Here is a 12,835-nt window from a genome sequence, read left to right as displayed (position 1 = left end):
GTGGAGCGGGGAGGGCGGGCTTTCCTGGCCATGATGGATATCGATCACTTCAAGCGACTCAATGACACCTATGGTCATTCCCTTGGCGACCAAGTTCTGCGCGAAATCGCGCGTGTCCTGCGTGCAACCTTACGGCCATACGATGGGTTCTATCGCTATGGCGGCGAGGAGTTTGTGGCGATCTTCCCCGGCCTCCTGCGGGAAAACGCCCTGCCTACCGGGCAGCGGATCTGTCAGGCGGTGGCCACGCATCTCTTTGCCACCCAAGATGGCCTAGCCATGACCCTATCGGTGGGTATGGCGCCTTTGCTGGCGGGAAAAGACCCGCAGGAACGCCTGGCAGCGGCCGATGCCGCCCTGTATGCCGCCAAACGGGAAGGGAGGAATCGGGTGAAAGCAAGCCTTGCCTGACGCCCGGCCGCCAGTAGCGTGAATCCGGATCCCAAGGCCTGTGGCAGGGAATTCTCCCACTAGCCCTTGGGCCATGCAGGCATTGCCTCGGCTTCCGCTCTTCCTATGGAGGAGATTGACGGAAACAGAGCAGGTTGACGCCGGATGGTCTGTCGCCTATGTAGCAGAGCGATCGGCCGGATCGGGCTAGGCCGCAACTCTGGAACAGAAGGGGTCACCATGCAACAACAATCGTCTATGAAAACAATCAGAATGCTATCATCAGCATTGTTTGCTTCCATGCTGTTCGGTTGTGCCTCGCAGGGGTATGGAACAGCAGGAAGCACAGCAACGCCACAGCCCAACGCGGCATCTTCATTGCCAAGCTCGACCAATGATAATAAGCAAGCGCAATCGGAGAATAGTCCCGTAGCGGGACAAACCGCCGGCAATCCCGCGCCGAACAGCGAGTTCGCCAAGCTCAAAATCGGCATGTCCAGGCGTCGGGTGGAAGATCTGATCGGCCCCCCAAATCATACGTCCAGCCATATAACGGGAAAGCAATTCATCCCCTTTTACTTTGGTGGCGATTCCTATCACATGGAGGCTTTTTACAAAAATGAGGGTGTTCTCACCTATTCCAACAGTCACTTTGGCGGTGAGGCAAACACCCTGATTCGCATCAAGGTGGACAAAAACGCGCCATGACATGCGCTCTGCCACTGTTGAAAATCCACCATTCGAAAAATGGCCCGTCAGCAATGGCGGGCCTTATTGCTGACGCCGCCATGCGCCATATTTAACCGTTTATAAGCCATTATTATTCCACATAAAAACACGCTGTGACCCTCATTCTGGCAGATAAGGCGCCGAAAAAGCGCCTACCATCATCCACACGCCGGAGTCACCGTCAGGCGGGTTTTGCCCCAGGGCCAGCGCAGCAGCCAGTAGGTCGCGACCCAGGCCAATGCGATCAGGAGCGGCAGGACGAGGCCGCACAGGTTTATGGCCGCCTGGGGATTGTGCCAGACGGGGGTGAGCATCTGGAGCAAGAACAGCACGTGGTCTGGCGGAAGGGGTGGGTAGGAGAGTTCGGGCCCCATCGGGATCAATCCCAGCCAGGCCAGCAGCACCAGCAGCACCAACACGGCCATGCGCCAGGTAAAGGCCCACCACAACGGTACGGCCATGAAGAGGGGAAGCCGGGAGGTAATGGGCGTATCCCCGACGGCGAAGGCCCAGCGCTGCCCCCGCCAGGGAAAGGGCCGATAAGTGGGATAGCGGCGCCACAGGAGGAAAGAGGAGAAGGATAGCGCGCTGATCAGGAACAAGCCGAGAAAGGGCAAGACATAAACCAGGAAGATGATGAACAATGCGTATCCTGCCCCCCCGGAACTGTTGTGGCGGGCATAGAGGAGGAAGAGCTCGTACCAGGCATAGACCATTGCCAACGCGGGAAGAAAGAGGTACAGGAGGGCCGACCAGGATAGGTTGCCCCAGAGTTCCAGGGCGACCCGCCAGCGGGGCGGTTGGGGTGTGCGAACGGCAGGGGGGGATGGATTCATGGCAGACTCCTGGTGGGGGTGGAGGGAGGGCGATGATAGGTGGCCGCGGGGCCGACGGTGTAGCCGCGGGCGCGCAGATAGGCGATGACCTGCTCGCGCTGGGGGTAGGCCGTGCCCCCTTCGCCCAGGTAGAAATTTTCGATGTCATGAATGACTCCGTCCACCTGGTCCCGGGGAAGCCCCCCCGCCTTCTCGAAGCGTTTCAATATCTCAAGGGCCATATCCCAGTTATCAAGGTTGGTGGCGACATCCAGCGGCCTCCTCTCCGACCCTGAACCACAGGTGGGGCAGCCCGGCAGATTGAGGTCTGCCCCATGGTCCAGGAGGGTATGGAAGGCCCGGTGGTTTTCGTTGCTGATGGCGCAGTTCAGCGGGGTGGCGAAAATGGGAGACACGTCCGTATAGAGGTTCACATTGCCGCCATGGGCGATGGCGGCCTGGAGGAAGGCCTCCTTGCCGGGCTCGGTGGCGTCGCACATGACGCCATTTTTGTCTGGCAGATGGGCGTTGGGGTTGGCGCCCCTCGCCAGCAGGTGTCGGAACTTGGCGAGGTTGCCCGTATGGAGGGCGTCGAGCAGGGCCCTGTCGGGGTTGGGGTTGTCCCAGGGCATGAGGAAGTGGCGGGACAGCAGGGCGCCCGCCGCCAGGAGGGTCGTGACGACGAGGATGATGAGCCATTTGGGCATGCGCTTCTCCTAAGGGCCGCTACAGGGAACACCCGAGCCCGGAAGCCCGGCGCCGGAGCGCTTCCAGGAGGATGTCGATATCGTGGTAATACCAGGGATTTACGCCCTCAACCGCAGTGTGCGGAGGGGGATCGAGGGGAATCCGGCGGCCCGGGGCGGAGGGCAGCGGGTTGGGCATGGCATGGGGAGAAGTCGGCAAAGGCAGCAGGGGACTGTCCTGAACGGCGGTCAAGGGATCTCCCTGCACCGCATAGACGGTGGCCAATCGCCCCGCCTCGTCATAGTTCAGCCCCAATTTCCGGGCGACCCGCGGGTGCAGGGCGGCGGGATCAAAGACGGTGGCTGGCGCGTGGAATTGCAAAGCGGCGGTGGTGGCGAGCCCGCCCCCCAGGGAGTGGCCGGTCGTCTCGATCACGCTGTTCCTGGGCAGCTTGTCTTGCAGTTCCTTGGCGAGATCCCGCGCTTGTTCGTATTGCTTGGCAACCAATCCGACCGCTTGCTGGCCGTTGTTCAGCCAGTCGTTGATGGCCGTCAGACCATCGGTGCCGCGAAAGGCGAGTAAATATTGGCCGCTTTGGCGATCCCGCAAGAGGATGGCATCGAATCCCGAGTCTTTGTTGTGAAAATATTTATTTTTTAGCCCGATCGATCGGGGATCCACCACGGTCCATTGGGGCCCGCAGGCGCCACCCTTGTTGGACATGGTCACGTCCACGCGGTAGGCGCAGGCGGACGCTTGCGCCGAGCGGTAGGCGGGGCGGAGGTCGGCGCACTCGGGGGCCGGGCCGGCCCCCGAGTGCTTGGCGGGTTGGTCGGGTAGATAGCAGTAGCCGATCTCCGCAAGGCGCTGGCCGTAGGCATTGGCGATGCAGAAGGCATCGGCGCCGCAGGCGTTACGCTCCGTGAGCCATTTCTCCTGACGCTCTTCTACGGCCTTGAGCGATTGGGTGTAGTTGCCCGCCTGTTCCATCAGCAGGGTAAGGGTCCTGTAGTTCTTGTTGAGCCGCTCGTCCAGGAAGCTAAGCCGGGGATCGGCGCAGATGGCCTTTTCGGGGACCGTGCCGGCCCTGCGGCAGTCGAAGGAAGCGGCGTCCGCCGGGACCGTGCCGGCGGCAAGGACCATGATGCAGAGGATGGACAGGGATGGAGTGTCGAGACGGGAAGGGGCCTTTGCGGACCTTTGAAATATCCCGATTGGCATATTGCGCTCCCTTCCTTGCTGCCTTCATTCAAGCACAGCCATTAGGGTGGCACAATATGGCCGAAAATCACTCTATAGAATTCCAAAAGCATGAAAATAAAGATAAAAAAATTAGGTCTAAAAGTGCCATAAAAATGACGGCGGTGACGCACCCGAATACGTCGGGCTGGGGGATTAAGCCGTTTGCTGGACAGCGGGCTCCGGCGCCGAGCTGCCCGGAGGAGGAATCCGTCCGGGCATGCCAAGGCGCCTCCCTGCATCGATTTTTATCGTCCGTTCGGACGCCATCGATCCGTCCGCAGATCAATGGAGGGGAAATGCGTAGGTCAGCAGGACTTCGTTCTCTCCCGGGTTCCGGGCGTAGAGATCGCCATTGGACAGATGGGCCATTTCCAGCCCTACCCGGCTGCCGTTATCCAGTTGGTAGGCAAGGTCTAGCTCCAGGCGAAAGAGGAAGGTGCTCCCCATATCCTTGCTGTTACCCTGGCGATAGCCGCTGAGCGCCGCCAGGGGGGTCAGTATCCAGTGGTGAGTCAGGGCGATGTTGGAATAAAGACCACCGTAGCCATCGACGCCGCCATCACTGTTGGCCAGAAGACCCCAGGCGAAGCCGATACCATACAGCTTGTGGCCCGTCTGGTATTCGACATTGATTTCCGCCGGGCTGTGATTGTATCCGTAAGTGTTTACGGCCCCGACCAGATTGAATACGCCCGCTCCGACACGCAAATAGGGGGCGCTATTCCCCATGATCTGAACGGCCTGGGCTGCCGGGGCCAATAATAACAAGGCGATGAGCGATCCCGATTGCAGCATGGGTCGGCGCAGGGAAAGGAACGGATGTCGCATGGGATTCTCCTTTTTCTTGTTGGAACGAACAATTATCGAAAACTTGGGATTGCTGCCGGCATCGCCAAGGCGGGATATGCCATAACCCCTTTTTATTAGTGTACCCAAGGGAGGCGGTTTTGTCCCGGTAGGCACGAAGGCGCGAAAACGGCTTCGCCTGGCCATGGCGATGCCCGTCGTCATCATCCCGGTTCCCGTGAGCGCGTAACCGGGCCGGCATGGGCTGTACTTTGGGCGGGGACCAAAGTGGACTATAGTTTCAATGATATAATGCGGTTTCAACATGCATAGATGCCAAATCGCCGGCGGTCTGGCCGGCCCGATGTTTTTACAGAGATCTTGAGGAGAATCTCGCATGCCTTATATCGATTTTGCGCAGAGCGAGGCCATGGATGCCGAGCTATTCCAGAAACGCCGCCCCTTCCCGTGGATCAGCGTGGAGCACTTCCTCACCGATGAGGGTTACGGGCGGTTGCGCCAATCCTTGCCGGATGTCGCCCTCTGCGCGCAGGAGTTTGGCCGTAAGCGGGGCCACCGGCAAGCCAGCCACGACCGTTATGCCTTGCAGTATCGCCCCGGTTTGCCCATTTCCGCTGCCTGGAGAGACTTCATCGCCGAGCTGCAAGGGGAGGCTTATGGGTCTTTTCTGCACCGCTTGTATGGATTGTCCCGGCGCGAGCGCGTGGTGTTGACCATGCATTGGCATTACGCTCCCCAAGGGGCATCGGTTTCTCCCCATACGGATGCCCGCCGCAAGATCGGCTCCCATATCTTCTACTTCAACACGGCGGAGGATTGGGATCCGGCCTGGGGCGGCCAGACCCTGGTGCTGGATGATGGCGGGCAATTTACCGCCCATTCCGCCCATGACTTTGACGAATTCCGCGAGGCGGCCGCCTCTCCGGTCATCGGGAACAATAGCTTTCTTTTTCAGCGCACGGAGCATTCCTGGCACGCCGTGCGGCCGGTGGCCTGTCCTCCTGGGCGGTTGCGCAAGGTATTCATCGTGGTCATCAACCGGATGAGTTGGCAGGTGCGCTGGCGACGCCTGCGGGGAAAGGATGCCGACGGTTATCCGCTGGCGGGGTAGACAGCCCTTCATCCCCACTGCCTCGATAGCGATCATCCGGACCCCCGTGCTTTACTCCGATTTGGCGACGGCATGGCTTCTGTTGCTTTGCGTCGACGGCGTGTATGCTCAATACGCTGGGAAACGGTGGGTTCGGGAGGTGGTTTTTTGCTCCCGGGCACTTTGGCCGTGGTTCTGCGGCGCATCCTGCCGGGGGCGGATTTCGCCTGGAACAACGATGTCATGGGCCGGATCCGGGATGAAATGCGGCCACCCGATGGCGAGCACGATGTCCAGCGACGGGCGGCGTAGTCTGCGTAGCGGGGATCCGGAAAGCCCGCCCGTTTGGGCGGCGGCCGCTTCCTTCGGTGGGGTGAGGGGTCTGATGGAGGCGGTATGGATCGGCGGATTTTTGAGCAGTTGCGGAAAACGGGACGTCTACCTTCCCCCAAAGGCGTGTCCCTGGAGGTAGCGCGCCTCATCGATGCGCAAAACACGACCAGCCGCGATCTGGCCCAGGTCATTCAGTCCGATCCCGCTCTCACGGGCAAACTCCTGCGTCTTGCCAATATCGCGATTCATTTCGAACGGCGGCCGGTGGTGGCCGTTGGCGAGGCGATCCTGATCCTCGGCTTTGCGCAGGTCAAACGCCTGGTCCTGGCCCTGTCGCTGATGAGCGATCCGGGGCGGCCATGTCCTACCTTTCCTTATGCAGCATTTTGGACGCGCTCATTGCTGGCGGGCCTGGTGGCCCAACGCCTGGTGAAACGGTTGGGGATGGCTCCCGTGGACGAAATGTTTACGGTGGGCCTGTTGAGCCAGGTGGGGCGGCTGGCCCTCGCTTCCCTCTACCCGCAGGACTATGCGGCCTTGCTTGCCGCGCCGGAGGCGACCGATCCCCACTGGCTGCGCCAGCAAGAGCATGAGCAGCTTGGCGCGGATCATGATGAATTGACGGCGGTTATGCTGGAGGATTGGGGCTTGCCGCAGGTCTATGTGGAGGCCGCTTATTTTCAGGAGAGCAATGTCGCCCTTGATGGCGGCCTGCCCGCCGAGCGCCATGTGCTGGTGGCGCAAATGCTCCATCTGGCGGATGTGGTGAGTGGCCTGTGCCTGTCATCCCCCGCCGCTGGCCGCGAAGGGCAGGAGGAGGCCCTGGCCTTGGCGGGGCGCTTGGGGGTGAGCAGAGAGTCGCTGTTCGCCCTGGGAGAGGACTTGCTGCAGCATTGGGGGGAATGGAGCGGCCTTTTGCAGGAGGTGGTGCCCATCGTTGCCCCATTTGCGCCCATGGTGCCCGCGGCGGCTGGCGCCGATACCGCTGGTCCGGCGAAAAGCGTCTTTGGCAATATGGCGATCCTGCTGGTGGCTGCGCCCGGGGAGGGCGGGGATGGCTTCCCGGAGGGCTTGATCCGGCATGGCCATGAGGTGCTGGTGGTCGAATCGCCCCTTGGCGCTACGACTTTCGATCCGCTGCGGCCGGCCCAGATGATCATCGTGGATTGGCGCCTGCCGGATACGCTGTCGCGCAACGACTGCGCAGCGCTGCGTGCGGCGCCCTGGGCGGAGCCGCCCTATGTCCTTGGCGTTGGTCCTGCCCTGGACGAAGGGCAATTGCTGGCCGCCTTCCAGGCAGGCCTGGATGCCTATGAGGTGGCACCCCTCTCCAGCCAGGTCCTCGATGCCCATCTCCAGGTAGTGTCGCGTCTGCAGGAAGGCCATCGCACCCATCAGCGGAAATGGCAGAAGCTGCACCGCTTCGCCGCTAGCCTGGCCCACAGCAATCGCGAATTGCGCCAGGCCGCCCTGACCGATCCCTTGACCGGCCTGCGCAATCGCCGTTACGCGGTGGAGCGTTTGCAGCAGGAGTGGGCCGTGGCGGAGCGTCATGGGGGGGATTTGGCGGTAATGTTGCTGGATCTGGACCAATTCAAGGAAATCAACGATGACCATGGCCACGAGTTGGGTGACGAGGTCCTGCGCCAGTTCAGCATGGCCCTGCGCGGGCTGGCGCGGCAGCAGGATGTGTTATGCCGCATCGGTGGAGATGAATTTCTGGTAATCTGCCCGGAGACGCTACCGGCCGGGGCGCGGGCCCTGGGAGAACGGATCTGCCGGGGAATGGAGACGGTGCCGTTGCCTGTCGGCGCGCAAGGACGCCTGCATGTCAGTGTCGGGATCGCCAGCCTGCAGGACGGCGTGCGCGATGCCGAAGCCCTGTTGCGCGCCGCCGACCATGCCCTCTATGCCGCCAAGCAGGGAGGGCGCAACCAGGTGGTGGTCTATGCGCAGGCCGGCGCCCAAGGCTAGGGTTCACCCCCATATTCCCAGGTCCCCGCAGCCGGATCTTGCCAACGGCTAGGGTTGCCGCAGGCGTTCGAGCAGCTCCACGGCCAGGGCCGCACCGGCCAGGTCCAGTTCCAGATCGCGGATCAGACGCCGGCTGAGGCGGGCCCGATAGAGATCCAGGGCGCGAAAACGCCAGTGTTGCGGGCCGCTGCCGCTGGGATGGATGACGCCGTAGCGAACGAGTTGGACGGCCTCGCCCTCGGGGCACTGCAGGACGGCGCAAAAATGGGAAAAGTCCAGAGAAAAGCCTCCCTCCTCCAGTAATTCCGCTTCAAAAACAGGAATGGGTGTCGGTGCCATGCGCTTTGCTCCTCAACGGTCATCGCTCAACGGCGCGGGTGGAAGGTGGAAACCTCGGCGAGCTGGGTAAACAAGGCCGTTTCTTTTTCGCTCAGGGTTTTGGGCACGACGATCTGGAGGATGGCGTAAAGATCTCCGCCGGATTTCCCGCCCGGGCCCGGCAAGCCCTTTCCTCCCAGGCGCAGTTTCTTGCCGCAGGAACTGCCCGCCGGAATTTTCATGCGCACCGCGCCCTCCAGGGTCGGCACCTCGACGCTGGCGCCCAGGGCCGCTTCCCAAGGCGTGACGTGCAGATCGTGGTAGAGATCCCGGCCCTCCACGCGGAACTTCGGGTGGGGCAGGAAGCGGATGTGCAGGTAAAGGTCCCCATTGGGGCCGCCGCCCATGCCCGGCCCACCCTGACCGGCAATGCGCAGGCGCTGCCCTTCGGTGACGCCCTTGGGGATCCGCACCTGGAGGTTCCTGGGCTGGCGGTGCATGCGCCCATCGGGCCCCAGGGCCGGGATCTCCAGGGTGATGTTCTTTTGCGCGCCTTGCGCAGCGTCTTCCAGGCTGATGCTGATGGCCGCCTCGCTGTCTTCCCCATGGGCCTGAAAGCCCGACGAGCGGAATCCGCCCCGGCCCTGTGCGCCAAAGAGGGAGTCGAAAAAATCACTGAAGCCGCCCAGATCCGGGCCGCCGTGGGAGGCTCCCGACGGGTTCCAGCCGGGTGGCGGGCGGAAATCCTGGCCCGGTCGCCAATTGGCTCCCAACTGATCGTAGGCGGCCCGCTTTTCCGGGTCCTTGAGGACCTCATAGGCCTCCTGCAGATCCTTGAAGCGCTCCTCGGCGTCCTTTTCCTTGCTGACGTCGGGATGATATTTGCGTGCCATCTTGCGGTACGCGGCCTTGATCGCGCTGGCATCGGCGCCGCGCTCAACGCCCAGAATCCGATAATAGTCTTTGTATTCCACCCGGTCCCCCTTATCATTGCTTATAGCAGGCGGTCGCCCGACTGCAAGGCGATGCCCCAACAATGGGGCCGCTCGCCCTTATTTTCAAGGGTGGCGCGGGTGGGCGCCAGGAGGAGTCCGTGTGCAAGAGATGAATGGTTTGAACCCGCGCCAATGGGAGGCGGTGACTGCCCCGGCGGGTCCGGCGTTGGTTTTGGCGGGCGCCGGTTCCGGCAAGACGCGGGTATTGACCAGCCGCATCGCCCATCTCTTGGAAGGCGGCGTGTGGCCGGGGGAGATCCTGGCGGTGACCTTCACCAACAAGGCGGCGCGGGAGATGCGCGAGCGTTTGGGCAGGATGGTCAGCCTGGATCTGCGGCCCTTGTGGATGGGGACCTTCCACGGCGTGGCCCATCGCCTGTTGCGCCTGCACCACGCTGCCCTGGACTTGCCCGAGGGCTTTCAGGTGCTGGATGCCGAGGATAGCCTGCGTCTCATCCGCCGGGTGATGCGCGAGGCGCAGTTGGACGAGAAACAATGGCCGCCGCGGGCCATGGCCGCGCGTATCTCGCGCTGGAAGGACGAGGGTTGGGGGCCGGAACAGGTGCGTACCCAGGAAGGACGCGGTGCCGTGATTCATGCGCAGGTCTATGGGGCCTACGAAGGCGCCAAGGCCCGTTCCGGTCTGGTGGATTTTGGCGACCTCCTGCTCTATGCCCTGCGCCTGTGGCAGATACCGGAGATCCTCGCCCAGTACCAGCGCCGCATCCAGCATGTCCTCGTGGATGAGTTCCAGGACACCAACGCCGTGCAATATGCCTGGCTCAAGGCCCTGGCCCAGCATCAGAACCTCTTCGTGGTGGGGGATGACGACCAGGCCATCTATGCGTGGCGCGGTGCGCGGGTGGAGAATCTTCTGCGCTTCGGCGAGGATTTTCCGGCCACACGGGTGGTGCGCCTGGAGCAGAATTATCGCTCGACGGAGGCTATCCTGCAGGCCGCCAACGCCGTGATCGCCCACAATCCAGACCGTCTGGGCAAGACCCTGTGGACCGAGCGCGGGGCTGGTGAGGCGGTGCAGGTCTATACCGCCTATAACGAGGTGGACGAGGCGCGCTATGTGGTGGGGCGCGTCCAGCAATGGCTGGCGGCGGGGGGGAAGCGGGCGGAATGCGCCGTCCTCTATCGTTCCAACGCCCAGTCGCGGGCCTTTGAAGAGGCGCTGGTGCGGGAGGGGGTCCCCTATCGGGTGTACGGGGGACTGCGCTTTTTCGAGCGCGCCGAGGTCAAGGATGCCCTGGCCTATCTGCGCCTGTTGGCCAATCGTCATGATGATACGGCCTTTGAGCGGGTAGTGAATGTGCCGGCGCGGGGGATCGGGACGGTGACCCTGGATCGCCTGCGGGCGGCGGCACGGGCGCAGGGCTTGTCCCTATGGCAGGCGGCGGGAACCCTGGGGCAAGGAAAGGTCCATGAATTCTTGAATCTGGTGGATCGCCTGGCCGGGGAGCTGGCTGCGGTCACCCTCGCCGGCAAGATGGAGGGGGTCATCGTCGGCACGGACTTGCGCGCCTGGCATGCCCGCGAAGGCGAGCGCGCCGAAGGGCGGCTGGAGAACCTCGATGAACTGGTCACGGCGGCGCGGAGCTATGAGCAGCAGTGGTCCGCCGAGGGGCCGGGCAGCGATCTCGCCGCCCAACCCGGCAATCTCTTGTCGGAGTTCCTCACCCATGCGGCCCTGGAGGCGGGCGAGGGCGCGGGGGACGCCTGGGAGGACTGCGTCCAGCTCATGAGCTTGCACAGTGCAAAGGGCCTGGAGTTTCCCCTGGTCTTCCTCACCGGCCTGGAGGAAGGGCTCTTCCCCCACCAGCGCGCGCTGGAAGATGCCCAGGGCCTGTCCGAGGAACGGCGGCTCTGTTATGTGGGGATGACCCGGGCCATGCGGGTGCTGGTCCTCAGCCATGCCGAGTCGCGGCGCCTGCACGGCAGCGAGCGGCAGACCATCCCTTCGCGTTTTTTGCGCGAAGTGCCCGGCGAATTCCTGCAGGATCTGCGGCCGCGGGCGAAGATCAGCCGTCCGGCGGCGCCTGCCCGCACGGTCGGCGCGGATATCCCCTATCCCTTGGGCTGCCGGATCCGGCATCCGGTGTTCGGCGAAGGGGTGGTGCTGGATTATGAGGCCGATGGCCGTCAGGGGCGTATCCAGGTCCGCTTTCCGAGCGGCGTGAAATGGCTGGCCCTGGGCATTGCGCGGCTGGAGCGCTTGGCTTGAGGCGTCTCGGGACGGAGGGTGGTGGTATGGCGGGGACTCGATGGCAAACGCTTCTGCTGTGGCTGGCCTTGACCTTTTCGCCCTGGGCAAGTGCCGCGGTCGACATCAACACTGCCGATGGTGGAGCCCTGGATAGCCTGCCGGGCATTGGGCCCGCCAAGGCGCAGGCCATCATTGCCTATCGCCAGGCCCATGGCCCCTTCGCGCAGGTGGAGGATCTGCGGCAGGTGCCGGGGATTGGTCCCAAGCTCCTGGAGCGGCTGCGGGGGCAGGTGACGGTAGGGCCGGGCAGCGCCGCCGGGGCGCCGGCGGCGGCCACCCAAAGCGCGACGCAACGCTGTCAGTCTACGGAAGACCAGCCCCGTCTGGCCGGGGTGATCCGCGACAGCGCCGGCCACGTGCGTCGGGTAGACCAGCACGGACATCCTTTCCCCGGACCATAGCTGGGTGCTGCGGCGCGCGGCCAGGGAGTTACTCCCAGAGGCGAAAGATATTCCAGATCTGGTCGCGGCGCAGGACATGGAGGGCCACCATGCCCACATGCCCTATCCAGTAAGCCCAGACGATATTGGCCAGGAGCGTGTGCAGGGGAACCAGGCTGTGCAAGGTGGCTCCGGGCGGGGTGCCCCCCTGGGGCAGGAAGAAAAAAATGGCGGCGCCCGTCAGTCCCATCCAGGTCACCGCCAGCAGGCCGAGGCCGTGGACCAAGCCTACCAGCCCGCCACGGGGCCCGGTGGGAGGCAGGCGGCCACGAAGCAGCCCTTTGGTATCGGCAAGGACCAGGGCCCAGGGTCCGCGCCAGGGAAAGAGCTGGCGCCGCGCTGTTCCATCGCTGGCCAGCCATAGCCAGTGCCAAAGAATGAACAAAGCGGTCAGCAAGCCGATCCAGGCATGCAGACTGAAGAGGATGCCGCCCAGGGTGTTGTACTCGGCCTTTGCCCAGCTCGGTGTCATCCATAAGGAGGAAAAAAGTTGCCAGGTGACACCAAAGGCGATGCCGGCATGGAGCCAGCGGCTTTCCCGTGACCAGGAACCCGTTTCCGTCATGGCTTTCTCTCCTCCGCACTGGGGGTAAAAATGCTAAGCTGATCTAGCTATGACCTCGGGCACCGCCCTGAAGCCGCTTTCAGCGGTGCCACGGCCCGCACTCTAACGCACATTGCGACTCGCGCCACCCCAGAGGATGAAAGAGAATGGGGGTGAGGAGATGGCGGATTGAGGTCGA

The 12,835-nt window shown here is 63.2% G+C and carries 14 protein-coding genes; 7 read left to right on the top strand and 7 right to left on the bottom strand.

Annotation, left to right across the window (positions count from 1 at the left end; genetic code table 11):
- Window positions 1-411, top strand: a 411-nt coding sequence (locus tag ACP5MM_RS09200) for a GGDEF domain-containing protein (protein WP_427934471.1), incomplete at its 5' end; no start/stop codon positions are given.
- A 219-nt stretch (window positions 412-630) separates the two neighbouring features.
- Window positions 631-1,098 (top strand): hypothetical protein, encoded by a 468-nt coding sequence (locus tag ACP5MM_RS09195; RefSeq protein WP_427934469.1) that lies wholly within the window; start codon window positions 631-633, stop codon window positions 1,096-1,098.
- A gap of 179 nt (window positions 1,099-1,277) precedes the next feature.
- Here the strand turns inward: ACP5MM_RS09195 and ACP5MM_RS09190 are convergent, their stop codons facing one another.
- The 4 genes from ACP5MM_RS09190 to ACP5MM_RS09175 all read right to left on the bottom strand — a co-directional run bounded on the left by ACP5MM_RS09190 (window position 1,278) and on the right by ACP5MM_RS09175 (window position 4,691).
- A complete protein-coding gene (locus ACP5MM_RS09190) occupies window positions 1,278-1,955 on the bottom strand; it encodes a hypothetical protein (RefSeq protein WP_427934467.1) in 678 nt (225 codons plus the stop codon).
- A complete protein-coding gene (locus tag ACP5MM_RS09185; protein ID WP_427934466.1) occupies window positions 1,952-2,641 on the bottom strand; it encodes an ankyrin repeat domain-containing protein in 690 nt (229 codons plus the stop codon). The genes ACP5MM_RS09190 and ACP5MM_RS09185 overlap by 4 nt, the downstream gene beginning before the upstream one ends.
- 19 nt (window positions 2,642-2,660) lie before the next feature.
- A complete protein-coding gene (locus ACP5MM_RS09180; RefSeq protein ID WP_427934464.1) occupies window positions 2,661-3,842 on the bottom strand; it encodes a lysozyme inhibitor LprI family protein in 1,182 nt (393 codons plus the stop codon).
- Window positions 3,843-4,145: 303 nt separating this feature from the next.
- Window positions 4,146-4,691 carry an acyloxyacyl hydrolase gene (locus ACP5MM_RS09175; RefSeq protein ID WP_427932089.1) on the bottom strand — a complete coding sequence of 182 codons (546 nt, stop codon included), beginning with the start codon at window positions 4,689-4,691 and terminating at the stop codon, window positions 4,146-4,148.
- 355 nt (window positions 4,692-5,046) lie between these two features.
- Between ACP5MM_RS09175 and ACP5MM_RS09170 the strand changes: the two genes are divergently transcribed.
- The 3 genes from ACP5MM_RS09170 to ACP5MM_RS09160 all read left to right on the top strand — a co-directional run bounded on the left by ACP5MM_RS09170 (window position 5,047) and on the right by ACP5MM_RS09160 (window position 8,067).
- Window positions 5,047-5,781 carry a 2OG-Fe(II) oxygenase gene (locus ACP5MM_RS09170; protein WP_427932087.1) on the top strand — a complete coding sequence of 245 codons (735 nt, stop codon included), beginning with the start codon at window positions 5,047-5,049 and terminating at the stop codon, window positions 5,779-5,781.
- Window positions 5,782-5,928: 147 nt separating this feature from the next.
- Window positions 5,929-6,072 carry a hypothetical protein gene (locus ACP5MM_RS09165; RefSeq protein WP_427932085.1) on the top strand — a complete coding sequence of 48 codons (144 nt, stop codon included), beginning with the start codon at window positions 5,929-5,931 and terminating at the stop codon, window positions 6,070-6,072.
- An 84-nt stretch (window positions 6,073-6,156) separates the two neighbouring features.
- Window positions 6,157-8,067: a sensor domain-containing diguanylate cyclase gene (locus tag ACP5MM_RS09160; protein WP_427934462.1), complete on the top strand. Its 1,911-nt coding sequence runs from the start codon at window positions 6,157-6,159 to the stop codon at window positions 8,065-8,067.
- 48 nt (window positions 8,068-8,115) lie between these two features.
- Here ACP5MM_RS09160 and ACP5MM_RS09155 read toward each other — a convergent pair whose 3' ends face one another.
- Together ACP5MM_RS09155 and ACP5MM_RS09150 are read right to left on the bottom strand one after the other, a co-directional pair.
- A complete protein-coding gene (locus ACP5MM_RS09155) occupies window positions 8,116-8,406 on the bottom strand; it encodes a chaperone modulator CbpM (RefSeq protein ID WP_427932081.1) in 291 nt (96 codons plus the stop codon).
- A gap of 26 nt (window positions 8,407-8,432) precedes the next feature.
- On the bottom strand, window positions 8,433-9,359 hold the full coding sequence (locus ACP5MM_RS09150; protein ID WP_427932079.1) for a DnaJ C-terminal domain-containing protein: 927 nt from the start codon (window positions 9,357-9,359) through the stop codon (window positions 8,433-8,435).
- A 130-nt stretch (window positions 9,360-9,489) separates the two neighbouring features.
- Here ACP5MM_RS09150 and ACP5MM_RS09145 point away from each other — a divergent pair, with 130 nt between their 5' ends.
- On the top strand, window positions 9,490-11,610 hold the full coding sequence (locus ACP5MM_RS09145; protein ID WP_427932077.1) for a UvrD-helicase domain-containing protein: 2,121 nt from the start codon (window positions 9,490-9,492) through the stop codon (window positions 11,608-11,610).
- A 26-nt stretch (window positions 11,611-11,636) separates the two neighbouring features.
- The gene (locus tag ACP5MM_RS09140) at window positions 11,637-12,053 is read left to right on the top strand and encodes a ComEA family DNA-binding protein (RefSeq protein WP_427932075.1); all 417 of its coding nucleotides are present in this window, start codon (window positions 11,637-11,639) and stop codon (window positions 12,051-12,053) included.
- A 28-nt stretch (window positions 12,054-12,081) separates the two neighbouring features.
- Here the strand turns inward: ACP5MM_RS09140 and ACP5MM_RS09135 are convergent, their stop codons facing one another.
- Entirely contained in the window at window positions 12,082-12,657 is a 576-nt protein-coding gene (locus tag ACP5MM_RS09135; protein ID WP_427932073.1) for a cytochrome b/b6 domain-containing protein, read from the bottom strand.
- Between the last annotated feature and the right edge of the window lie 178 nt (window positions 12,658-12,835).

Source organism: Acidithiobacillus sp. (genome assembly GCF_049965315.1).
GTDB lineage: Bacteria > Pseudomonadota > Gammaproteobacteria > Acidithiobacillales > Acidithiobacillaceae > Acidithiobacillus_B.
This window is presented reverse-complemented; position numbering and strand designations above follow the sequence as displayed.

What these genes read in the sequence shown, in the direction of transcription:
- ACP5MM_RS09195 (WP_427934469.1), top strand. Translation starts at nt 631, where the DNA reads ATGCAACAACAATCGTCTATGAAAACAATCAGAATGCTATCATCAGCA.
- ACP5MM_RS09190 (WP_427934467.1), bottom strand. Translation starts at nt 1,955, where the DNA reads ATGAATCCATCCCCCCCTGCCGTTCGCACACCCCAACCGCCCCGCTGG.
- ACP5MM_RS09185 (WP_427934466.1), bottom strand. Translation starts at nt 2,641, where the DNA reads ATGCCCAAATGGCTCATCATCCTCGTCGTCACGACCCTCCTGGCGGCG.
- ACP5MM_RS09180 (WP_427934464.1), bottom strand. Translation starts at nt 3,842, where the DNA reads ATGCCAATCGGGATATTTCAAAGGTCCGCAAAGGCCCCTTCCCGTCTC.
- ACP5MM_RS09175 (WP_427932089.1), bottom strand. Translation starts at nt 4,691, where the DNA reads ATGCGACATCCGTTCCTTTCCCTGCGCCGACCCATGCTGCAATCGGGA.
- ACP5MM_RS09170 (WP_427932087.1), top strand. Translation starts at nt 5,047, where the DNA reads ATGCCTTATATCGATTTTGCGCAGAGCGAGGCCATGGATGCCGAGCTA.
- ACP5MM_RS09160 (WP_427934462.1), top strand. Translation starts at nt 6,157, where the DNA reads ATGGATCGGCGGATTTTTGAGCAGTTGCGGAAAACGGGACGTCTACCT.
- ACP5MM_RS09155 (WP_427932081.1), bottom strand. Translation starts at nt 8,406, where the DNA reads ATGGCACCGACACCCATTCCTGTTTTTGAAGCGGAATTACTGGAGGAG.
- ACP5MM_RS09145 (WP_427932077.1), top strand. Translation starts at nt 9,490, where the DNA reads ATGAATGGTTTGAACCCGCGCCAATGGGAGGCGGTGACTGCCCCGGCG.
- ACP5MM_RS09140 (WP_427932075.1), top strand. Translation starts at nt 11,637, where the DNA reads ATGGCGGGGACTCGATGGCAAACGCTTCTGCTGTGGCTGGCCTTGACC.
- ACP5MM_RS09135 (WP_427932073.1), bottom strand. Translation starts at nt 12,657, where the DNA reads ATGACGGAAACGGGTTCCTGGTCACGGGAAAGCCGCTGGCTCCATGCC.